Genomic DNA, 19,852 nt, shown 5'->3' on the forward strand with positions numbered 1-19,852 from the left:
ATTTCACAGGATCAGGCGACGCACGTCGGACAGCAGCTTGCCCAGATGCACGGTGAAGCGCGCGGCGGCAGCGCCGTCGATCACGCGGTGATCGAAGGACAGCGACAGCGGGCACATCAGGCGCGGTGCAAATTCCTTGCCGTTCCATACCGGCTTGATCTGGCTCTTGCACACACCCAGGATGGCCACTTCCGGCGCATTCACGATAGGCGTGAAGCTGCTGCCACCAATGCCACCCAGGCTGGAGATGGTGAAGGTGGCGCCCTGCATGTCGGTCGGCTTGAGCTTGCCTTCGCGGGCTTGCAGCGACAGCTCGGTCAGTTCCTTGGCAATCTGCTTGATGCCCTTCTGGTCGACGTTCTTGATCACCGGTACCACCAGGCCGTTAGGCGTGTCGGCTGCAAAGCCGATGTGGTAGTACTGCTTGAGCACCAGGTTGTCACCGTCCAGCGAGCTGTTGAAGGTGGGGAAGGCTTTCAGGGCTTCGGCAGCAGCCTTGATGATGAAAGCCAGCGGCGAAATCTTCAGGCCGGATTTTTCCCATTCCTTGCCGATGGCCTTGCGGAAGTCTTCCAGCTCGGTGATGTCGCACTCGTCGTTGAACGTTACGTGCGGGATCATCACCCAGTTGCGGCTGAGGTTGGCACCGGAAATCTTCTGGATGCGCGACAGCGGCTTGGTTTCGATCGGGCCGAACTTGGCGAAGTCCACCTTCGGCCACGGCAGCAGGTCCAGACCCACGCCGGAACCAGCAGCAGCGGCCGGAGCAGCAGCCACCGGGTTCTGCATCACGCCCTTCACAAAAGCCTTCACGTCGGCGTCGATGATGCGGCCCTTGCGGCCCGTACCCTTGACGCGGCCCAGGTCCACACCCAGTTCGCGGGCCAGACGGCGTACCGACGGACCGGCATGGGCCTTGGAGAAGCTGGCTTCGTTGATGGCAGGCAGGCTGGCGCTGGCGGCCACCGGGGCAACGGCGGCAGGCGCAGCGGCAACCGGTGCCGGAGCGGGCGCAGCAGCCGGGGCCGGTGCGGCAGCCGGAGCGGCCACCGGAGCAGCGGTGGCGGCAACAGCGCCTTCCACTACCACGATCAGGTCTCCCTGGCTGACCTTGCTGCCAACGGCAACCTTGACTTCAACTACCTTGCCAGCGGCAGTGGCCGGCACTTCCATGGTGGCCTTGTCGGTTTCCAGCGTGATCAGGGAATCGTCCACGCTGATCACGTCGCCCACCTTGACCGATACTTCGATCACGTCCACACCGCTGTGGCCGCCGATGTCCGGCACCACGATGTCGATGCGACCACTGGCAGCCGGTGCGGCAGGCGCTGCAACGGGTGCAGCTGCCGGGGCGGCGGCAACCGGGGCCGGTGCCACAGCGGCAGGTGCGGCGGCGGCCGGAGCCGGCGCTGCTGCGCTGGCGCCGACTTCCAGAATGGCGATGACATCGCCTTCGGAAATCTTGCCGCCAACGGCGACTTTCACTTCCTTGATGACACCGGCAGCTTCAGCCGGCACTTCCATGGTGGCCTTGTCGGTTTCCAGGGTGATCAGCGAATCGTCCACGGCCACGGTCTGACCGGCGGTGATGAATACTTCGATGATGTCTACATTGCTGTGCCCACCGATGTCGGGCACTTTCAGTTCGATCAGATTGCTCATGAGCTTTCCATCCGTAGAGCGGCGGCACCTGTACGGTACCGCCACCGATATTCGGCTACGTTGCAAGCCTGCCCGGGCAGGGCAGGCTCGCTACCTCAAGCTTGGCCGTATCCGGCCCGGCCTCATGCCTTCCAGGAAGGCAGCTTGTCAGCCTTGATGCCGTACTTGGCAATCGCTTCAGCCACCTTGGCCGCTTCGATCTTGCCTTCGCGGGCCAGGGCGGACAGGGCAGCCACGGCGACGTAGTGACGATCCACTTCGAAGAACTCGCGCAGCTTGGCGCGGCTGTCGGAGCGGCCGAAACCGTCGGTGCCCAGTACCACGTAGCGACCCGGTACATATTCGCGAATCTGGTCGGCGTAGTTGCGGATGTAGTCGGTAGCGGCAATCACCGGACCGCTGCGGCCTTCCAGCTGCTGCTCGACAAAGGACTTGCGGGCTGCTTCGGTCGGGTGCAGCAGGTTGAAGCGGGAAGCTTCCATGCCGTCACGACGCAGTTCGTTGAAGGAGGTCACGCTCCAGATGTCGGCAGCAATGCCGAAGTCGTTGCGCAGCAGGTCGGCCGCGGCAATCACTTCACGCAGGATGGTGCCGGAGCCCATCAGCTGTACCTTCACTTGAGCGTCGCCGCCGTCCTTCAGCAGGTACATGCCCTTGATGATGCCCTGCTCGGCGCCTTGCGGCATGGCCGGGTGGGTGTAGTTCTCGTTCATCAGGGTGATGTAATAGAACACGTCTTCCTGCTCGCCATACATGCGGCGCAGACCATCCTGCAGGATGACGGCCAGCTCGTAGGCGAAGGTCGGGTCATAGGACACGCAGTTCGGAATCAGGCCAGCCTGGATGTGGCTGTGACCGTCTTCGTGCTGCAGGCCCTCACCGTTCAGGGTGGTACGACCGGCAGTGCCGCCCAGCATGAAGCCACGGGCGCGCATGTCGCCGGCAGCCCAGGCCAAGTCGCCGATACGCTGGAAACCGAACATCGAGTAGTAGATGTAGAACGGAATCATCGGGATGCCGTGGTTGGCGTAGCTGGTGGCTGCGGCAATCCACGAGGACATCGCGCCCGGCTCGTTGATGCCTTCCTGCAGCATCTGGCCGTCTTTGGATTCCTTGTAGAACATCAGTTGGTCGGCGTCCTGCGGTACGTAGTTCTGACCCTGGGTGGACCAGATGCCGTACTGGCGGAACATGCCTTCCATGCCGAAGGTACGGGATTCATCCGGTACGATCGGCACGATCTGCTTGCTGATGTTCTTGTCTTTCAGCAGGGTGCCCAGCATGCGCACGAAGGCCATGGTGGTGGAGAACTCGCGCTCGCCCGAATCGCCCAGCTGGCTGTCGAAAATGTGCAGACCCGGGATGGCCAGCGGGGCCTTCACCGGTTTGCGGGCCGGCAGATAACCACCCAGTGCGGCGCGGCGTTCGCGCATGTACTTCATTTCCGGGCTGTCTTCAGCCGGCTTGTAGTACGGCACCTTCGGCAGGTCTTCATCGGATACCGGAATACCGAAGCGGTCGCGGAATTTGCGCAGGCTTTCGATATCCATCTTCTTGGCCTGGTGGGCAATGTTCTGCGCTTCGCCGGACGAACCCATGCCATAACCCTTGATGGTCTTGGCCAGGATCACGGTCGGACGGCCGTTGGCATTGTGGGTGGCTTCGTAGTAAGCAGCGTAGACCTTGTGCGGATCGTGACCGCCACGGTTCAGGGCCCAGATCTCGTCGTCGGACATATTGGCCACCATTTCGCGCAGCTCCGGGTACTTGCCGAAGAAATGCTCGCGAACGTAGGCACCGTTCTTGGACTTGAAGGTCTGGTAGTCGCCGTCCACGCACTCGTCCATGCGCTTTTTCAGCAGGCCCTTGGTGTCCATGGCCAGCAGCGGATCCCAGCGGCTGCCCCAGATCACTTTCAGCACATTCCAGCCGGAACCGCGGAAGTCGCCTTCCAGTTCCTGGATGATCTTGCCGTTGCCGCGTACCGGGCCGTCCAGACGCTGCAGGTTGCAGTTGATGACGAAGATCAGGTTGTCCAGGCCTTCGCGTGCGGCCAGGGCGATGGCACCCAGGGATTCCGGTTCGTCCATCTCGCCGTCACCGCAGAAGCACCATACCTTGCGACCCGGCGTGCGGGCCAGGCCACGGCTTTCCAGGTACTTGAGGAAGCGGGCCTGATAGATGGCCATCAGCGGGCCAAGACCCATGGATACGGTGGGGAACTGCCAGAAGTCGTCCATCAGCCACGGGTGCGGATAGGAGGACAGGCCGTTGCCGTCCACTTCCTGACGGAAGCTGTCCAGCTGCTCTTCGGTCAGGCGGCCTTCCAGGTAGGCGCGGGAATACACGCCCGGCGCGATATGGCCCTGGAAGTAGATCAGATCGCCGTCCTGCTCGTCATTCGGCGCACGCCAGAAGTGGTTGAAACCGACGTCGTACAGGGTGGCGGAGGACTGGAAGGATGCGATATGGCCGCCCAGCTCCAGGTCTTTCTTGCCGGCGCGCAGCACCAGGGCTGCAGCGTTCCAGCGGTTGATGGAGCGGATGCGGTGCTCCATCTCGTGATTGCCGGGGGATTTGTGTTCTTTGCCCACCGGGATGGTGTTCTGGTACGCGGTGGTGGCGTCGAACGGCAGGTAGGCACCACGGCGGCGGGTACGCTCGACCATGGTTTCCAGCAGGAAGTGCGCGCGCTCGGAACCTTCGGTATCCAGAACCGACTCCAGCGCTTCAGTCCACTCCTGGGTTTCCAGGGGATCGATATCGTCAGGGAAGGTTGCAGCCATATCTCATCCTCACATCGGGGGTGACCGGGGCAGGGATCAAGTCCATGCCCACTTTATTGTGTTACCGGATCGAAAACGAAAAAACGAACCGGACTCGTTGGAGACAGATTATAAACGATCACTTTCGCAATAAAAATGTTCATTTATGAAAAGCTCTTCTGGTGTTGCGGAGTGTATAGTTTCAGGAGGCGACAACGGAATAGGCAATTAGGGTTATCACTCAAAATTTGCTCCGTTTATCAGTATATTGCGCTGCATCATGTTGTTTTTTTGCGATACGGTGACATGCAGTCGCCACTCCCGCTTACTTCCCCGAGTCCTTCTTTTCTTCTTTCAGCATTTTTTCAACTTCGCGCATGCGCGCTTCGATGGAAGAACGCAGATAGAAGTCATCGCCCTTGGCTTGCGTGGCAAACTGGAACTGCTCCAGCGCGGCCTCGTAGCGCCGCTCGAAGTAGAAGGCATTGCCCAGGGCCGCGTGATAGCGCTGGGCATCCTTGTCTGCAAACAGCCTGGCCTCGCTGCGATACAGTGCGGCCTCGCGCGGATAACGACTTTGCAGCTGGCGCAGCAAAGCCTGTGCAGCCGTGCGGTTGCCACTATCTATAAGGACATCCAGCTCGGCCAATTGCAAGGGTTGGCTGTCTTTGAACTGCGCCTGTCCGCGCCGCAGGCTGGCCAGGGCAGCCGCCCAGTCGCCGCTCTCGCGGGCGATGGCCGCCTCCTGCCCGAATAGCATGGGGTCAGCCGGCAAGCGGCTTTCCGCCTTGGCCAGTGCACTGCGTGCGGCCGGCAACTGGTGACTGGCCAGTTGCGCGCGCGACATCCCATACCACGCAGCACCCTCATTGAGATACTGGCCTTTTTCCAGCATGGTCTGGTAGTAGCGCACGGCCTCGTCCGGCGACAGCGTCATGACACGCAGTTTTTCCCGCACCAGCAGGTAGGCGGTACTGTCCGCCTTCATTTTCACCGGATATTCCAGTGCGCGATTCTGCGCCTCGCTGATACGCTGCGAGGTCACCGGATGGGTGCGCAGGAAGGCATAGGCGTTGTTGTCGCTGTAGCGGTTGGCCGCCTCCAGCCGCTGGAAGAAGGCCGGCATGGCCCGCACGTCGAAACCGCCCTGGGCCAGGTACTGCATGCCCACCCGGTCGGCTTCGCGTTCGAAATCGCGCGAAAATGACAGCTGGTTGGATATCTGCAAGCCCAATCCCGCTGACAGGGTGCCGATGGAGGCCTGCCCGCCGCCGGCACGCGAGGCCAGTACGGCGGCCAGCACCGTCCCAAGCAATAGCAAGGGGCTGGTGGCATCGCTGACGGCCTTCATGCGCGCGATGTGGCGCTGGGTGATGTGGGCGGTTTCATGCCCGACCACCGAGGCCAGCTCGCCCTCGCTCTGGGTGCCGATCAACAGCCCGCTGTTGATGCCGACATAGCCGCCGGGCATGGCAAAGGCGTTGATCTGCTTGTCGTTGACGACGAAATAGCTGAGTTGCAGGCCGGGCATGCGCACCGCTGCTGACAGCCGGTGACCCAGCACATTGATGTAGTCGTTGACCTCGGCATCTTCCACCACATCGCCGTCATCGCGCATGGCGCGCATGAAGTCGCGCCCGATGCGGGCTTCGTCGGCCATCGACAGGGAGGCATCGGATATCTCGCCCAGATCGGGCAGGGAAGGCAGATCGGCATAGACTGCCAGCGGTTGCAGCAGGGTCATGGCCAGCAGGCTGGCCAGCAAGGTCTTTTTCATCTTTGATGTGAGCAGGCAGCTTGGATTTGGTTGCATGCCGGCCGGCAGGCGGCCAGCACCGGAAAAAGCCACAGCATAGCCGCCCCTCACCATGCGGACCAGCACCATGGTGTCGCACCATGCCAGGAAAATTGTTCAGATATGATAATCCGGCAGGCCTGCCAGACTTTGCCAGGCAGCCTGGGTCGACAGATGGACCCGGCCGGCAAAGCGCCGCGCCAGTCCGCTGCGTTGCAGGATGTCGGCCACCGGCCCCTTGATTTCAGCCAGATGCAGCAGTACCCCGGCCTGCTGCAAGCGCTGGTCCAGATTCTCCAGCATTGACAGGGCGGTGGTATCCACCCGGTTGACCGCACTCATCACCAGTACCAGCTGTCGCAGATAGGGGGTCTGCCCGGCCCGGTACAGCAAGGCCCTGCCCACCTGGCGGGCATTGCCGAAGTACAGGCTCTCATCCACCCGCAGCAGCAGCACACCCGGCAGGGTTTCCACCGTGTGACGCTGGCGGTTGCGAAAATGATGGGTGCCGGGCAGCCGCCCCAATTCGGCGATATGCGGGCGGCTGCTGCGCCACAACAGCGTGGCCAGCGACACCAGCACGCCGGCCATGATGCCGCTGTCCACGCCCAGCAACAGCACCAGTGCAAAGGTCAGCAGCCAGGCCACCGCATCGGCACGCTCGGCCAGCCAGGCACGGCGCAGGCTGCCGACATCCAGCATGGCCAGCAGCGCCGCAATGATGGTGGCGGCCAGCACCGGCAGCGGCAGGTGTTCCAGCGCGGAAGTGGCCAGACACATGACCAGCAGCATGCCGGCGGCGGTCAGCAGCGAGGCCAGCTGGGAACGGGCACCGGCCTCGGCGTTGACCACCGAACGGCTCAGCCCGCCGGTCACCGGGAAGCCGCCCACCAGCCCGGACGCGATATTGCACAGGCCCAGCGCCACCAGCTCGCGGTCGGGGTCGACGCTATCCTGAGTGCGCGCAGCCAGCAGCTGCGCCACCGACAGGCTCTGCAGATAGTTGATGAGGGCAATGAAGAAGGCCGGCAAGGCCAGATCGGCCAGCTGTTCCAGCCCGATGGCCGGCAGCACCAGCCGCGGCAGGCCGGCCGGCACCGGGCCGACCACCGGGACATGCAGCGATGCCGGCAGCAGCAGGATGCCAGCCAGCATGGCCACGACCGGCGCGGTACGTACCAGTACGCCGGCAGCGGTGGCGGACAGACCCAGTCTTTGCAGCAGACGGCCCCCCCAGCGCCGCGCCAGCAGCAACCAGCCCAGGGCAAGCAGGCCCACCAGCAAGGCGGGCGGCTGCACCCGGACGGGCTGATGCCACAGGCCGGCCAGCCATTGCGGCAGGGAGTTGCCCGGATTGTGCAGGCCGGACAAGGGAGCCAGCTGCGACAGAATGATCAACAGGGCTGAAGCGGTGGTGAAGGCCGACAGTACCGGCTCGGACAGCAGGTCGGCGATAAAGCCCAGGCGGGCCAGGCCCATGGCCAGCAGCATCAGGCCGGAGAGCAGGGCCAGCCAGACCGCCAGTAGCAGATAGTCGGTGGCGCCGGCATCGGCAAAGCGCGACAAGGTGGCGGCGGTCAGCAGTGAGGTCAGCGCCATCGGCCCGACCGACTGTGCCGGGCTACGACCAATAAAGGCATATACCAGCAGCGGTGCCACGCTGGCATACAAGCCGGCCTCCACCGGCAGGCCGGCGAGCAGGGCATAGGCCAGGCTCTGCGGGATCAGCAGCAGGGTCACCACCACGCCGGCGGTGATATCCCCTGCCAGCCACACCCGGCGATAGCCGCGGAGCCAGTCCGGCAATAGCCGGCTCAGGGCAGGCATCGTGACAGCGGGCGAAACAGCAGCATGCCCAGCAGCATGGCCGCCACAAACCACCAGCCAGCGGGCAGCGCCATGCCGGCCAGTACCAAGCCGGGCCCCGGACAGATGCCGGCCAGTCCCCAGCCCAGACCGAACAGCAGGCTGCCCAGCACCAGCCGCAGGGTCAGCCGGTTTTTGTCGGGCAGCTGCAGCGGATCACCCAGCAAGGCGTGGGTTTGCCGCTCGGCCCGGCGAAAAGCAAAAAAGGCAATGGCAATGGCACCGGCCATCACCAGTGCCAGGCTGGGGTCCCAGCGGCCGGCGACATCGAGAAAGCCCAGTACCTTGGCCGGATTGCTCATGCCGGACAGGAGCAGGCCGAAGCCGAACAACAGGCCGGCGAGCAGTGCAGACAGCAATTTGGCCATGATCAGTTCCACCCGAGCAGATGACGCATCACGAATACGGTCAGGGCGGCACTACCCATGAAGCTGAGCGTGGCCAGCAAGGAGCGCGGCGACAGGCGCGACAGGCCGCATACGCCATGGCCACTGGTGCAGCCGGCAGCCAGCCGCGTGCCAATGCCCACCAGCACGCCGGCCAGCAACAGCAGGGGCAAGGGCGTGCCCAGCTGCGGCACCGGCAAGGGGCCGATCAGCCCGCGCCAGACCAGGGGGGCGGCCAGCAGCCCCAGCACGAAGGCCAGTCGCAGCGGCCAGTCGCCAGCCCGGTCGACCAGGCCACCCAGCATGCCGCTGATGCCGGCAATGCGGCCGTTCAGCAGCAGCAGCCAGCTGGCGGCCAGTCCAATCAGCATCCCGCCCGCCAGCGAGGCGAAGGGGGTAAAGCTTTCCCAGGCTATCTGCACACTTGCTCCTCAATCGGCGACGGCCGCGCCGTCGTCCTCACCGCAAAACACGCCATGTAGCGCCGACAGCATGACCATGGCCTCGGCGCTGGCCACGCTGTAGTAAATCCATTTGCCTTCGCGCCGGGTGGCCACCAGCCCCTCGTTGCGCAACACGCCCAGCTGCTGCGACAGGGTGGGTTGGCGGATGCCGGTGAGTTTTTCCAGCTCGGACACCGTCTTCTCGCCATCCACCAGCTGGCACAACAGCATCAGCCGGTCTTCGTTGGCCAGACTTTTCAGCAGGGTTGCCGCCCGGCTGGCGTTATCACGCAATATGCTCAAATCCATTATCACCATCCCGACCACCGGTCCGGCCGCTGCGCAGCGCGCAAGCAAGGCGGATACCGGCTTATTTTTATAATATACATTATAGTATAATGTTTCGCAGTGTGCGATAGTGCCATGCATGGCAGCCCATCGCCCTTCCCATCCTGTTGCGGAGTTCACCATGATGCAGCCACAGCTCGCTTCCTTCTTCGACCCGGCGACCTCCACCATTTCCCACGTGGTGTACGACCAGCCGGGGGGGCAGGCTGCCATCATCGACCCGGTGCTGGACTATGACGCCACATCCGGGCGCATCGCCCACCACTCCGCCGGGCGCGTACTGGATTTTATCCGGCAGCAGGACCTGAGCGTGCAGTGGATACTGGAAACCCATGCCCATGCCGATCATCTGTCGGCGGCGGCCTGGCTGCAACAGCAGGCCGGTGGTCGCATGGCCATTGGCCAGGGCATTGCCCAGGTCCAGCAGTTGTTCAAGGGCATCTTCAATCTGGGTGACGATTTTCCCTGCGACGGCAGCCAGTTCGACCACCTGTTCGCGGATGGCGAGGTCTTCCCTATCGGCCGGCTCACGGCAAGGGCCTGGTTTGTCCCCGGCCATACTCCCGCCGACATGGCCTACCAGATCGGCGACATGGTGTTTGTTGGCGACACCCTGTTCATGCCGGATGTCGGCAGCGCCCGTTGCGACTTTCCCGGCGGCAATGCCGCCATGCTCTATCAATCGGTACAAAAGCTGCTGTCGCTGCCGGATGACACCCGTCTGCTGATGTGTCACGACTATCCGCCCCCGACACGGCCCATCGCCTGGCAAAGCACGGTGGCCGAGCAGAAGCAGCACAATATCCACCTGCATGGCGGCATCAGCCAAAGTGAATTCGTCGCCTTGCGTCAGGCACGCGATGCCACGCTGGACCTGCCGCAGCTGATCTTGCCGGCCATCCAGGTCAACATCCGCGCCGGGCAGCTGCCCGCGGCAGAAAACAATGGCGTGCGCTACCTGAAAATACCGCTGGATATGCTGTAGACTCGAACAGGTGTTTCACATCGGCCCTCCGCATGCCTGCCACCGCCCTGCCCCCCGCCCCCGCCAGCCTGCTGGATGCCCATGGCCAGCCACGGCATGGCCGTTACCAGGGCTGCATCGCCCGGCACGACTGGCAAACCCTGCCCATGACGCGCTGGCAAGGGCTGCTGCGCCCGCTGCGCCACAAACGCTGGCAATACCTGGCGCTGGCGCATGACGATTACCTTGTCGGGCTGGCCGTGGTGGATGTGGGCTGGACCGCAGCGGCCTTTGCCTATCTGTTCGACCGTCGCCAGCGCCGGATACTGGCTGATGTCGCCGCCGACAGTTTTCCCCTGCATGGTGCGCAGCTGGCCGACCAGCCATTTGCCGATGCCAGCTTTACCGGCCGCGGGCTGAGCGTGCGCTTCGCGCGCCAGACGGCACGCCTGGCGGTGGAAGTGCACTCAGCGCAGTTACGGCTGGCGGCCCATGTCAGCCTCGACCCGATGCCGCCCGTGCTGGCGGCCATCGGCCCGGCCAACTGGCTGGCCCACTCCACCCACAAATCCACCGCCCTGGCGGTCAGCGGTTTTGCCGATTGCCAGGGACAGCGCTTTTCGCTGGATGGTGCCGTGGCCAGCCTGGATTACTCCAACGGGCTGCTGGCGCGCCGCACCGACTGGCGCTGGGCCAGCGCCCACGGCAGCGAGCTGGGTTTCAATCTGCAACAGGGTTATATGGGAGACGCAGAAAACGCCTGCTGGCTACACGGCAAGCTGTATCCGCTGTCTGCTGTTGAATTCACATTCGATCCGCAACAGCCGCTGCAGCCCTGGCAGCTGCGCAGCAGCGACGGTTTGCTGGCCTTGCAGTTCAGCCCGGAAGGGCTGCGGGCAAAAAATCAGAACCTTCTGATCGCCAGTAGCCGTTATATTCAAGCCATAGGCCGTTTCGACGGCTATCTGACCGATCCGCTCAGCGGTACACGCCATGTGGTGCAGGCACTGACTGGCGTCACCGAAGACCATTACGCACGTTGGTAACACCATGACCATCATTATCCGGCCGGCCAATTACCAGGACGTACCGGCCCTGACCGCACTGACCGCCGAGATGGGCTACCCCGCCGGGGTGGAAGCACTGGGCAACCGGCTGACCATGCTGCTGGGCAGCCCCGACCTGCACCAGTTGTGGGTCGCCGAAATCGAAGGCGAAGTGGCGGGCTGGCTGCATGCCTTCTGGCGGCCGCTGCTGGATGCGCCGGCCGCAGTGGAAATCGGCGGGCTGGCCGTGGGACTGCGCTGGCGACGACGCGGGGCCGGCCGCGCCCTGGTGCATGTGGCCGAACGCTGGGCACTGGCCAAGGGAGCCACCACCGTCACGCTGCGCTCCACCATCCACCGCGAAGAAGCACCGGATTTCTACCAGAATCAGGGCTATCAGCTCAGCAATGCCCAGAAAACCTTCCGCAAGCAACTGGGCGACAACAGCTAGCAGCGCCCCCGGTACTCCCCCACCTTGCCGGCCGCCATGCGCCAGCGTTCTCCCGGCAGGCGCGGGAAAAACCCTTTGCAAATCAGGACAAGCCGGCCGGATGCCGCAGAGCGACAAAGTTGGCCTTCCCGCCTGAATCTGGTCTACCATAGCCCCGCTGTCGCGTTGGGTGCCATGGCGAAATACCCCCTCTTCGCTGCTGACTCCGTGTTAGCATGGCGCCCCGATTAGAGCACTCAATCTAACCTCAGCCAGGAGATTACGCGCATGGGTGTGCTGAATACCATTCTCGAGCACAATCGGAGCTTCGTCGAAAACCGCGAATACGAGCAATTCAAAACCGACAAATTCCCCGATAAAGGCCTTGCCGTCCTCGCCTGCATGGATGCCCGTCTGGTCGAACTGCTGCCCAAGGCCATGGGTCTGAAAAACGGCGATGCCAAGCTGATCAAGAACGCCGGCGCGCTGATCACCCACCCCTGGGGTTCGGTCATGCGTTCGCTGATTGTGGCGGTCTACGAATTGCGCGCCGAGGAAATCTGCGTGGTGGCCCACCGCGATTGCGGCATGCGCGCCATCGATCCCAACAAGATCCTGACCCACGCCACCGAGCGCGGCATCAGCGAGGACACCATCCACACCCTGCGCAATGCCGGCATCGATCTGGACAACTGGCTCAAGGGTTTTGACAACGTGTCCGACAGCGTGCGCCACAGCGTGCAGACCATCCGCAACCACCCGCTGATGCCCAAGGACATTCCCATCCACGGCATGGTGATTCATCCGTCCACCGGCCGGCTGGAACTGATCATCGACGGCTACACCGGCAAACCACCCGTACAGGAATGACGCAAGCGGCTGCGCTGGGACTGTTTGGCGGCACTTTCGATCCCATCCACGCCGCCCACCTGCGCATGGCGCAGGCTTTTCGCCAGGAATTGCGACTGGCCGAGGTGCGGCTGATCCCCGCCGGCCAGCCCTACCACCGCCAGCATGGTCCCCATGCCAGCCCGCAACAGCGGCTGGAGATGGCGCAACTGGCCATCCGCGGCCTGCCCGGCCTGGCGGTCGACCCGCGGGAAGTGCTGCGCGACAAGCCGGCCTACACCATCGACACCCTGCAGGAAATCCGCGCGGAAATCGGCCCGGAGCCTGCCTTGTGGTGGCTGATCGGCGGCGACTCGCTGGCCAGCCTGCATACCTGGCGGCACTGGGAGCAATTGTTCGAGCTGGCCAATATCGCCGTGGCACTGCGTCCCGGCTTCGATGCCACCCGTCTCCCCGCCCCGGTGCGCACACAATGGCAGGCGCGCCAAGTCACTGATTTTTCAAATGGCGCGCCTTCCGGTACAATGCGCCCCCTGGCCCTGCCACCGCTGGATGTCTCGGCCACCGAGGTACGTCACCGCTTGCAGAGCGGGGCCAGCGTCGAGCAGCTGCTCTGCGCACCGGTACTGGACTATATTCGCCAGCACCGGCTATATCTCTGAAACAGCAAGCCGTTCCACGCCTGCCCGCCGCACACTGCGGCACCGGCAGCGCACAACGGTTTCCAGTGCCGGCGCCACGATGGCCGGCCGGGCCGCCCGCCCCTGGTTGCGGCCCCTGCCCGTTTTTGCCGCAGGTTGCGGCAAACGATCTTTACCTGATACCTCTGGCCGCCATGCTGCCGCCACGTATCGCCACCGACATCAAAGGACATCATGGAAGTTCAAGACATTGCCAAACTGGCACTTACCGCCCTGGAAGATATCAAGGGCAAAGACATCATCGAAATGGACACCTCTGCGCTGACTTCGCTGTTCCAGCGCATGATCGTGGCCACCGGCGACTCCAATCGCCAGGTCAAGGCACTGGCCAACAATGTGGCCGTGACCCTGAAGGAAGCCGGCGTTGAGCTGGTTGGCACCGAAGGCCACGAAAGCGGCGAGTGGGTGCTGGTGGACGCCGGCGACGTGGTGATTCACGTCATGCTGCCGGCAGTACGCGACTACTACGACCTGGAACAACTGTGGGGCGGCCAGAAGCCGAGCTTTACCCCGGTTGGCGGTCGTCCGTGGCAAGCCAATACCTGATCGGCCATCCAGGCTGCATCAGCTGCGGCAGACGGGCGGCACCCGCCCCGTCTGCCGCCATCCTCCGGTTTTTCCCATCACAGGCAGCGTCATGCGCCTGCTGCCTACGCGCTGAAGCATTGCCATGAAAATCACCATTCTTGCTGTCGGCACCAAGATGCCGCGCTGGGTCGACGAAGCCTATAACGACTACGCCAAACGCTTTGGCCGCGACATCAGCCTGGAACTCAAAGAGATCAAGCCGGAAAAGCGTGGCGGTGGCGTCACGGCGGAAAAAGGCATCGCCGCCGAGCACGAACGGCTGCTGGCGGCCATTCCCGCCCGCTGCAAGCTGGTGGTGATGGATGAGCGAGGCCAGAACTGGACTTCGGTGCGGCTGGCGGCCGGGCTGAAAGAATGGATGGCCGGTGGCGATGACGTGTGCTTCATCATTGGCGGAGCCGATGGCCTGTCCGCCGAACTCAAGCAGCGCGCCGATGTGCTGTTGCAGCTGTCCGCCATGACCCTGCCGCACGGCATGGTGCGGGTGATGCTGGGCGAGCAGATCTACCGTGCCTACTCCATCCTCAACAATCACCCCTACCACCGCGAATAAGGCCCGATAACACCCCCGCGCCAGCGTTGCCCCGCCTGGGCCCGGGCTCTCTACGCCGTGTTGTGGGTGGTTCCCAATCCCTGGTCTGCGGCACTCAGCTGAGCGGCAACACCACGAACTCGCCGTCCAGCCGGCCCGCCGCCACCCCGCCGCACTCCAGCTCCACCGCCAGCGTCAGCCGTGCCATGCGCCCCTTGGCCAGGGCAGCCACCATGCGCTGCCAGGCCGTGTCTGCCAGCGGCAGGGTGTGGGCAGTAAACGCGCCGTGCATGGCTTTCTGATAATCCATCTGGCTGCGCCGCACCATCACCTGACCACGCACCCCCAGCGCCTGCAACTGGCGATACACCAGCAGCCAGCCCGCCAGCGTGGCCACGGCGGCGGCACTTCCCCCGAACACCGTGGCGCAGTGATTGATATTGGGTTCCAGGGGGGCAGCCAGCACCACCTGCCCGCCATCGGCCTGACGTACTTTCACCCCCATGGCCTGTGCCAGCGGGATGGCCTGATACAGATATTGTTCGATGTCCTGATTGTCCTGCACGGCAATTCCTTTCCTGCAATGAGGCTCCAGCATGCCACAGCCGGCGCACAGCGGCAGCCGTGGCTGCGACAAGATGTCGCAGGGCGCGGCCATGGCCTTCCCTTACAATACATGGCTGATAACCGTTCTCATCCAGGAAGCCATCATGCAAAAGCTCGCCATCCTCGCCCTGCTGCTGTGCAGCGCCGCCCAAGCCCACGTCACCCTGGAAACGCCCACTGCCGCCAGCGGCAGCTATTACAAGGCCGTGCTGAAGGTGGGCCATGGCTGCGATGGCAGCCCCACCACCGGCATCAGCGTGGAACTGCCGGAAGGCGCGCAGCTGGCACGCCCCATGCCCAAGGCGGGCTGGCAGGTTCAGGTGAGCAAGAGCGCGGTCAAGCCCTTCGACAACCACGGCACGCTGGTCAAGGAAGATGTCAGCCATATCAGCTGGACGGGTGGCAATCTGCCGGGCGATTTTTACGATGAATTCGTGTTCCAGACGCGCATTGCCGCCAAGCCGGGCAAGCTGTACTTCAAGGTGAAGCAGCAATGCGCCCAGGGCAGCAACAACTGGGTGGAGATTCCGGCCGAGGGACAAGACGCCCACAGCCTGAAAACCCCGGCCGCGGTGCTGCAGGTGACCGAACCGGGTCAGGCACACCAGCACTAAGCGCCGCTGACAAAAACCCTGTTGCTGCATTGCGCCGCCTTGCCCCAGCGACGCTACGCTATCCTGTCAGCCGCTCCAAAGCACACTCTGGACGTGGCGTGGCAGATGAAAAATCCCCTTGCATCCATAACGGACACAAGGGGATTTTTGCTTGATGGCGGCAGGGCTTAGCTGCGGATCAGGTAGTCAAAGGCCGACAGGCTGGCCTTGGCGCCTTCGCCCATGGCGATGATGATCTGCTTGTACGGTGCGGTGGTGGCATCACCGGCGGCAAACACACCCTCGGCCGAGGTCTGGCCTTTGGCATCCACTTCGATCTCGCCGCGCGGCGACAGCGCCACGCTGCCTTTGAGCCAATCGGTATTGGGCAACAGGCCGATCTGCACAAAAATGCCTTCCAGCGCCACGTGGTGTTCTTCACCGGTAATGCGCTCCTGGTAGCTCAGGCCATTCACCTTCTGGCCGTCGCCAGTCACTTCGGTGGTCTGGGCATTGGTGATGACGCGCACATTGGGCAGGCTGTGCAGCTTCTTCTGCAGCACCGCATCGGCGCGCAGGCTGTCACCGAACTCCAGCAGGGTAACGTGGCTGACGATGCCGGCCAGGTCGATGGCGGCTTCCACGCCGGAGTTACCACCACCAATCACCGCCACGCGCTTGCCCTTGAACAGCGGGCCATCGCAGTGCGGGCAGTAGGCCACGCCCTTGGCGCGGTATTCGGCTTCGCCCGGTACATTCATTTCGCGCCAGCGCGCACCGGTGGCCACAATCACCGCCTTGCTCTTGAGCACGGCACCGCTTTCCAGCGTCACCTCGGCCAGCTGGCCGTTTTGTGCCGGCTTGAGCGCAGCAGCGCGTTGCAGGTTCATCACATCCACATCGTAGGATTTGACGTGCTGTTCCAGCGCCATTGCCAGCTTGGGCCCTTCGGTTTCCTGCACCGAGATGAAGTTTTCAATCGCCAGCGTATCCAGCACCTGGCCGCCGAAACGCTCGGCCACCACACCGGTACGAATCCCTTTGCGCGCCGCATAGATGGCGGCAGCAGCACCGGCCGGGCCACCACCGACGATCAGCACGTCAAACGGCTCTTTGGCGGCAATCTTTTCGGCTTCACGCGCCACGGCACCGCTATCCAGCTTGGCGATGATTTCTTCCAGGCCCATGCGGCCACTGCCAAACTGTTCGCCATTCAGATAGATGGCCGGTACGCCCATGATCTGGCGGTCGCTGACTTCCTGCTGGAACACACCGCCATCAATCATCACGCTACGCACATTGGGGTTGAGCACCGCCATCAGGTTGACGGCCTGCACCACGTCCGGGCAGTTGTGGCAGCTGAGCGAGACAAACACTTCAAACTGGTAGCTGCCTTGCAGGCCACGAATCTGGGCGATGGTGTCCTCGTCCACCTTGGGCGGATGGCCACCGGTTTGCAGCAGGGCCAGCACCAGCGAGGTGAATTCGTGGCCCATCGGAATACCGGCAAACTCGATACGGCCCGCTTCACCAGGGCGGGCAATGGCAAAAGACGGGCGGCGCGCGGCCTGGCCATTGCTGTTCAGCGTTACCTTGGGCGACAGGCTGGCGATGTCTTGCAACAGGCTGAACATTTCCTGCGCCTTGGCGCTGTCATCCAGACTGGCGACCAGTTCGATCGGCTGTTGCAGTTTTTCCAGATAGGCGGTCAGTTGGGTCTTGATGGTGGTGTCGAGCATGGGAAGTCCTCAGGCAATTGCACTGGCAAGCTCAGGGCTGCCAACAGCTTGCCACTGCAATCGGGTGGTAGGGAGACGGGCCGCTGGCTGCGGCCCGGAGGCCGTACCGCAGTACGCGGCACGGCACCAGGGTGGGCGTAGAGCCTGTTCAGGGTCTCGCGAGCTAGAGCGAGACAAGGCGAAAACGACTGAGAAAGCGGAATTTACATGCAGTAAATGAGCATTTCGAAGGCGTTTTTAACGCAGTATCGCCCCATATTTAACCAGCTCAGCAGACCATGAATTGGTTCTTAGATCTTGCCAACCAGATCCAGCGAAGGAGCCAGGGTAGCTTCGCCTTCTTTCCACTTGGCCGGGCACACTTCACCCGGGTGGCTGGCCACATACTGGGCAGCCTTTACCTTGCGCAGCAGTTCGCTGGCGTCACGGCCGATGCCACCGGCGTTGATTTCGATGATCTGGATCTTGCCTTGCGGGTCGATCACGAAAGTACCGCGTTCGGCCAGGCCGGCTTCTTCAATCATCACGCCGAAGTTGCGGCTAATGATGCCGGTCGGGTCGCCAATCATCGGGTAGTTGATCTTGCCGATGGTTTCCGAGCTGTCGTGCCAGGCTTTGTGGGTGAAGTGGGTGTCGGTGGATACCGAGTAGATTTCCACGCCCAGCTTGGAGAATTCGGCGTAGTTGTCAGCCAGGTCGCCCAGTTCGGTCGGGCAGACGAAGGTGAAGTCAGCCGGGTAGAAGAATACGACGGACCACTTGCCTTTCAGGTCGGCATCGCTCACGTCGATGAACTTGCCATTGTGGAATGCGGTGGCCTTGAACGGTTTGACTTCGGTATTGATCAGCGATACGGACATGTTTTTCTCCAGTCGGTGAAATAAGAAAGTGCAGTGGTTGGCTGCGTTTGCATTCGATGGATGCATCTTAAGCAGGCCGTATCAATTGATCCACTTGATTGTTTAAATGTTAAAAATAGAATTTTCCTATCAACATGCAGACCAGGGCAAATCGGCCCTGGCGGTAGCGATACGGCCGGTCCAGCCAGCGGGAGGGTCAGGCACTGTAGCCTGCTTGCCACAGAAAAATAAGAAAAGCCGCCAGAAATGGCGGCTTTTTCCATGGCGAAACGCAGTTTATTCAGCTTTTGTTAAAAAAGCCTTGCAGCATGCCCAGACCCTGCGACAGCAGATCACCCCCCTGCGGCAACTGGCCATCCGGGGTCAGCTTGTCCACGGCCTGCGGCAGGTAATCCGCCAGGGCCTGACTGAGCTGTTGCGGGTCCAGACCGAATTTGCCGGCCAGTGCCGCCACCTGCTCATTGCCCAGTACTTGCTGGATCTGCTCGGCCGACACCGGCAGGTTGCCGCCCGTCCCCACCCAGGACGACACCAGCTCACTCATGCCGCCGCTATTGAACTTCTCCACCAGTCCGGCCAGGCCGCCCTGCTGCTGCATCAGTTCGCTGACCGCACCTGCCACGCCACCACCTTCGCCGCCCAGCAAACCACCCAGTTGATCAAACAGGCTCATGCTCAATCCTTTCGCATTAATTTGCTTTAAAATGTCTTCAGAAAACTTTACTTGTAAAATAGCATAGAAAAATCAGTACAATAGCGCATCAAACCCAAACCAATGACGGGCTGCTCTTCATCACAATGCGATTCATCACCGTTTTCCTGGCCTGGCTGGCCTGCTGTGCCAGCAATAGCGTACACGCCGATCTTTATGGTTTTGTGGACGAACAGGGCCAGGTTCACCTTGCCAACCGCCAGCTGGACGAGCGCTATCAGCTCTACCAGAAAAGCATGCTGCCTGCCGTCAGCAGCAATGCGGCACTGGATGACGCCACCACGCCCGGCCTGGGGGCGACCCTGAGCAGTGACAACCGCCTGCCTGCTCCCGCCACACCCCGCACCGACGGCCTGAAAAGCGTCAATGCCCCGACCTACAACCCCAGGCTGGCCGCCCAGTACAAACATCTGATCGACCAGACCGCGCGTGAGTTCAAGCTGGATGCCAATCTGCTGCACTCCATCGTTACCGTCGAATCCGGCTACAACCCGCAGGCCCTGTCTCCCAAGGGTGCGGTGGGCCTGATGCAGGTGATTCCGGCCACCGGCGAGCGCTTTGGCGTGACCGAACTGAGCGACCCCCGGCAAAACCTGCGGGCCGGGGCGCGCTATCTGCGCTTCCTGCTAAGCCAGTTCAACAATGATCTGCCGCTGGTGATAGCCGCCTACAATGCCGGCGAAGGGGCGGTGCAGAAGTATCGCAACACCATCCCGCCCTACGAGGAAACCCGCGACTATGTGGCCAAGGTGCTGGCTTCCTACCAAAAACGTGGTGGCCTTGCCTATCCGGATGGCCTGCGCAGTGGTGCCGGCAAGCCCCGTGTCCGTGCGGTCATCCTGCCCGGTACCCTGTCCGCTTCAACAGCCTCTGCCCTGTAAAACTGCAAGGACAGACTGCTTCATGACATGACAAAGGCCTTCCTGCGAAGGCCTTTTTGCATGGTTGGCATCGATCACGACCGCCA

The 19,852-nt window shown here is 62.7% G+C and carries 20 protein-coding genes; 9 read left to right on the forward strand and 11 right to left on the reverse strand.

Features of this window, described 5'->3' with window-relative positions:
• Positions 1–3: 3 nt before the first annotated feature.
• From aceF to DFR38_RS15245, 7 genes are all read right to left on the reverse strand, one after another.
• The gene (gene aceF / locus DFR38_RS15215; RefSeq protein ID WP_110313591.1) at positions 4–1,662 is read right to left on the reverse strand and encodes a dihydrolipoyllysine-residue acetyltransferase; all 1,659 of its coding nucleotides are present in this window, start codon (positions 1,660–1,662) and stop codon (positions 4–6) included.
• Positions 1,663–1,784: 122 nt separating this feature from the next.
• Positions 1,785–4,448 (reverse strand): pyruvate dehydrogenase (acetyl-transferring), homodimeric type, encoded by a 2,664-nt coding sequence (gene aceE / locus DFR38_RS15220; protein WP_059287366.1) that lies wholly within the window; start codon positions 4,446–4,448, stop codon positions 1,785–1,787.
• A 304-nt stretch (positions 4,449–4,752) separates the two neighbouring features.
• On the reverse strand, positions 4,753–6,204 hold the full coding sequence (locus tag DFR38_RS15225; RefSeq protein ID WP_110313597.1) for a M48 family metalloprotease: 1,452 nt from the start codon (positions 6,202–6,204) through the stop codon (positions 4,753–4,755).
• Positions 6,205–6,339: 135 nt separating this feature from the next.
• The gene (locus tag DFR38_RS15230) at positions 6,340–8,049 is read right to left on the reverse strand and encodes a SulP family inorganic anion transporter (RefSeq protein ID WP_244909911.1); all 1,710 of its coding nucleotides are present in this window, start codon (positions 8,047–8,049) and stop codon (positions 6,340–6,342) included.
• On the reverse strand, positions 8,037–8,456 hold the full coding sequence (locus DFR38_RS15235) for a DUF6691 family protein (protein ID WP_059287684.1): 420 nt from the start codon (positions 8,454–8,456) through the stop codon (positions 8,037–8,039). The genes DFR38_RS15230 and DFR38_RS15235 overlap by 13 nt, the downstream gene beginning before the upstream one ends.
• Before the next feature lie 2 nt (positions 8,457–8,458).
• Positions 8,459–8,896 (reverse strand): YeeE/YedE family protein, encoded by a 438-nt coding sequence (locus tag DFR38_RS15240; protein ID WP_170124167.1) that lies wholly within the window; start codon positions 8,894–8,896, stop codon positions 8,459–8,461.
• A 9-nt stretch (positions 8,897–8,905) separates the two neighbouring features.
• On the reverse strand, positions 8,906–9,226 hold the full coding sequence (locus DFR38_RS15245; protein ID WP_059287647.1) for an ArsR/SmtB family transcription factor: 321 nt from the start codon (positions 9,224–9,226) through the stop codon (positions 8,906–8,908).
• Positions 9,227–9,386: 160 nt separating this feature from the next.
• On the opposite strand from DFR38_RS15245, the gene DFR38_RS15250 reads away from it, so the two are divergent.
• From DFR38_RS15250 to rlmH, 7 genes are all read left to right on the forward strand, one after another.
• Positions 9,387–10,250, forward strand: coding sequence for an MBL fold metallo-hydrolase (locus DFR38_RS15250; RefSeq protein WP_425320054.1), 864 nt, complete (start codon positions 9,387–9,389; stop codon positions 10,248–10,250).
• 32 nt (positions 10,251–10,282) lie between these two features.
• On the forward strand, positions 10,283–11,275 hold the full coding sequence (locus DFR38_RS15255; RefSeq protein ID WP_110313592.1) for a DUF2804 domain-containing protein: 993 nt from the start codon (positions 10,283–10,285) through the stop codon (positions 11,273–11,275).
• A 4-nt stretch (positions 11,276–11,279) separates the two neighbouring features.
• Positions 11,280–11,726, forward strand: coding sequence for a GNAT family N-acetyltransferase (locus DFR38_RS15260; protein ID WP_059285808.1), 447 nt, complete (start codon positions 11,280–11,282; stop codon positions 11,724–11,726).
• A 267-nt stretch (positions 11,727–11,993) separates the two neighbouring features.
• Complete coding sequence (locus DFR38_RS15265; RefSeq protein WP_059285809.1) at positions 11,994–12,575, forward strand: beta-class carbonic anhydrase; 582 nt, start codon at positions 11,994–11,996, stop codon at positions 12,573–12,575.
• Complete coding sequence (gene nadD, locus DFR38_RS15270) at positions 12,572–13,216, forward strand: nicotinate-nucleotide adenylyltransferase (protein WP_059285810.1); 645 nt, start codon at positions 12,572–12,574, stop codon at positions 13,214–13,216. The genes DFR38_RS15265 and nadD overlap by 4 nt, the downstream gene beginning before the upstream one ends.
• 213 nt (positions 13,217–13,429) lie before the next feature.
• Complete coding sequence (gene rsfS, locus DFR38_RS15275; protein ID WP_059285811.1) at positions 13,430–13,801, forward strand: ribosome silencing factor; 372 nt, start codon at positions 13,430–13,432, stop codon at positions 13,799–13,801.
• Positions 13,802–13,925: 124 nt separating this feature from the next.
• On the forward strand, positions 13,926–14,396 hold the full coding sequence (rlmH, locus tag DFR38_RS15280; RefSeq protein WP_059285812.1) for a 23S rRNA (pseudouridine(1915)-N(3))-methyltransferase RlmH: 471 nt from the start codon (positions 13,926–13,928) through the stop codon (positions 14,394–14,396).
• Positions 14,397–14,490: 94 nt separating this feature from the next.
• Here rlmH and DFR38_RS15285 read toward each other — a convergent pair whose 3' ends face one another.
• On the reverse strand, positions 14,491–14,940 hold the full coding sequence (locus tag DFR38_RS15285) for a YiiD C-terminal domain-containing protein (protein ID WP_059285813.1): 450 nt from the start codon (positions 14,938–14,940) through the stop codon (positions 14,491–14,493).
• A 145-nt stretch (positions 14,941–15,085) separates the two neighbouring features.
• Here DFR38_RS15285 and DFR38_RS15290 point away from each other — a divergent pair, with 145 nt between their 5' ends.
• Positions 15,086–15,595 (forward strand): YcnI family copper-binding membrane protein, encoded by a 510-nt coding sequence (locus DFR38_RS15290; RefSeq protein ID WP_239688626.1) that lies wholly within the window; start codon positions 15,086–15,088, stop codon positions 15,593–15,595.
• A 167-nt stretch (positions 15,596–15,762) separates the two neighbouring features.
• Here DFR38_RS15290 and ahpF read toward each other — a convergent pair whose 3' ends face one another.
• The 3 genes from ahpF to DFR38_RS15305 all read right to left on the reverse strand — a co-directional run bounded on the left by ahpF (position 15,763) and on the right by DFR38_RS15305 (position 18,846).
• Complete coding sequence (gene ahpF, locus DFR38_RS15295) at positions 15,763–17,313, reverse strand: alkyl hydroperoxide reductase subunit F (RefSeq protein WP_059285814.1); 1,551 nt, start codon at positions 17,311–17,313, stop codon at positions 15,763–15,765.
• 290 nt (positions 17,314–17,603) lie between these two features.
• On the reverse strand, positions 17,604–18,173 hold the full coding sequence (ahpC, locus tag DFR38_RS15300) for an alkyl hydroperoxide reductase subunit C (protein ID WP_045845828.1): 570 nt from the start codon (positions 18,171–18,173) through the stop codon (positions 17,604–17,606).
• 280 nt (positions 18,174–18,453) lie between these two features.
• Complete coding sequence (locus DFR38_RS15305) at positions 18,454–18,846, reverse strand: YidB family protein (RefSeq protein ID WP_059285815.1); 393 nt, start codon at positions 18,844–18,846, stop codon at positions 18,454–18,456.
• Positions 18,847–18,971: 125 nt separating this feature from the next.
• Between DFR38_RS15305 and DFR38_RS15310 the strand changes: the two genes are divergently transcribed.
• A complete protein-coding gene (locus DFR38_RS15310) occupies positions 18,972–19,766 on the forward strand; it encodes a lytic transglycosylase domain-containing protein (RefSeq protein WP_082693421.1) in 795 nt (264 codons plus the stop codon).
• Positions 19,767–19,852: the final 86 nt, after the last annotated feature.

The organism is Aquitalea magnusonii, from assembly GCF_003202035.1.
In the GTDB taxonomy this organism is placed as follows: Bacteria; Pseudomonadota; Gammaproteobacteria; order Burkholderiales; family Chromobacteriaceae; genus Aquitalea; species Aquitalea magnusonii.

Bases quoted from the DNA above. Each gene is read 5' to 3' on its own strand.
- aceF (WP_110313591.1), bottom strand. From the start codon at position 1,662: ATGAGCAATCTGATCGAACTGAAAGTGCCCGACATCGGTGGGCACAGC.
- aceE (WP_059287366.1), bottom strand. From the start codon at position 4,448: ATGGCTGCAACCTTCCCTGACGATATCGATCCCCTGGAAACCCAGGAG.
- DFR38_RS15225 (WP_110313597.1), bottom strand. From the start codon at position 6,204: ATGAAAAAGACCTTGCTGGCCAGCCTGCTGGCCATGACCCTGCTGCAA.
- DFR38_RS15230 (WP_244909911.1), bottom strand. From the start codon at position 8,049: ATGCCTGCCCTGAGCCGGCTATTGCCGGACTGGCTCCGCGGCTATCGC.
- DFR38_RS15235 (WP_059287684.1), bottom strand. From the start codon at position 8,456: ATGGCCAAATTGCTGTCTGCACTGCTCGCCGGCCTGTTGTTCGGCTTC.
- DFR38_RS15245 (WP_059287647.1), bottom strand. From the start codon at position 9,226: ATGGATTTGAGCATATTGCGTGATAACGCCAGCCGGGCGGCAACCCTG.
- DFR38_RS15250 (WP_425320054.1), top strand. From the start codon at position 9,387: ATGATGCAGCCACAGCTCGCTTCCTTCTTCGACCCGGCGACCTCCACC.
- DFR38_RS15255 (WP_110313592.1), top strand. From the start codon at position 10,283: ATGCCTGCCACCGCCCTGCCCCCCGCCCCCGCCAGCCTGCTGGATGCC.
- DFR38_RS15260 (WP_059285808.1), top strand. From the start codon at position 11,280: ATGACCATCATTATCCGGCCGGCCAATTACCAGGACGTACCGGCCCTG.
- DFR38_RS15265 (WP_059285809.1), top strand. From the start codon at position 11,994: ATGGGTGTGCTGAATACCATTCTCGAGCACAATCGGAGCTTCGTCGAA.
- nadD (WP_059285810.1), top strand. From the start codon at position 12,572: ATGACGCAAGCGGCTGCGCTGGGACTGTTTGGCGGCACTTTCGATCCC.
- rsfS (WP_059285811.1), top strand. From the start codon at position 13,430: ATGGAAGTTCAAGACATTGCCAAACTGGCACTTACCGCCCTGGAAGAT.
- rlmH (WP_059285812.1), top strand. From the start codon at position 13,926: ATGAAAATCACCATTCTTGCTGTCGGCACCAAGATGCCGCGCTGGGTC.
- DFR38_RS15290 (WP_239688626.1), top strand. From the start codon at position 15,086: ATGCAAAAGCTCGCCATCCTCGCCCTGCTGCTGTGCAGCGCCGCCCAA.
- ahpF (WP_059285814.1), bottom strand. From the start codon at position 17,313: ATGCTCGACACCACCATCAAGACCCAACTGACCGCCTATCTGGAAAAA.
- ahpC (WP_045845828.1), bottom strand. From the start codon at position 18,173: ATGTCCGTATCGCTGATCAATACCGAAGTCAAACCGTTCAAGGCCACC.
- DFR38_RS15305 (WP_059285815.1), bottom strand. From the start codon at position 18,846: ATGAGCCTGTTTGATCAACTGGGTGGTTTGCTGGGCGGCGAAGGTGGT.
- DFR38_RS15310 (WP_082693421.1), top strand. From the start codon at position 18,972: ATGCGATTCATCACCGTTTTCCTGGCCTGGCTGGCCTGCTGTGCCAGC.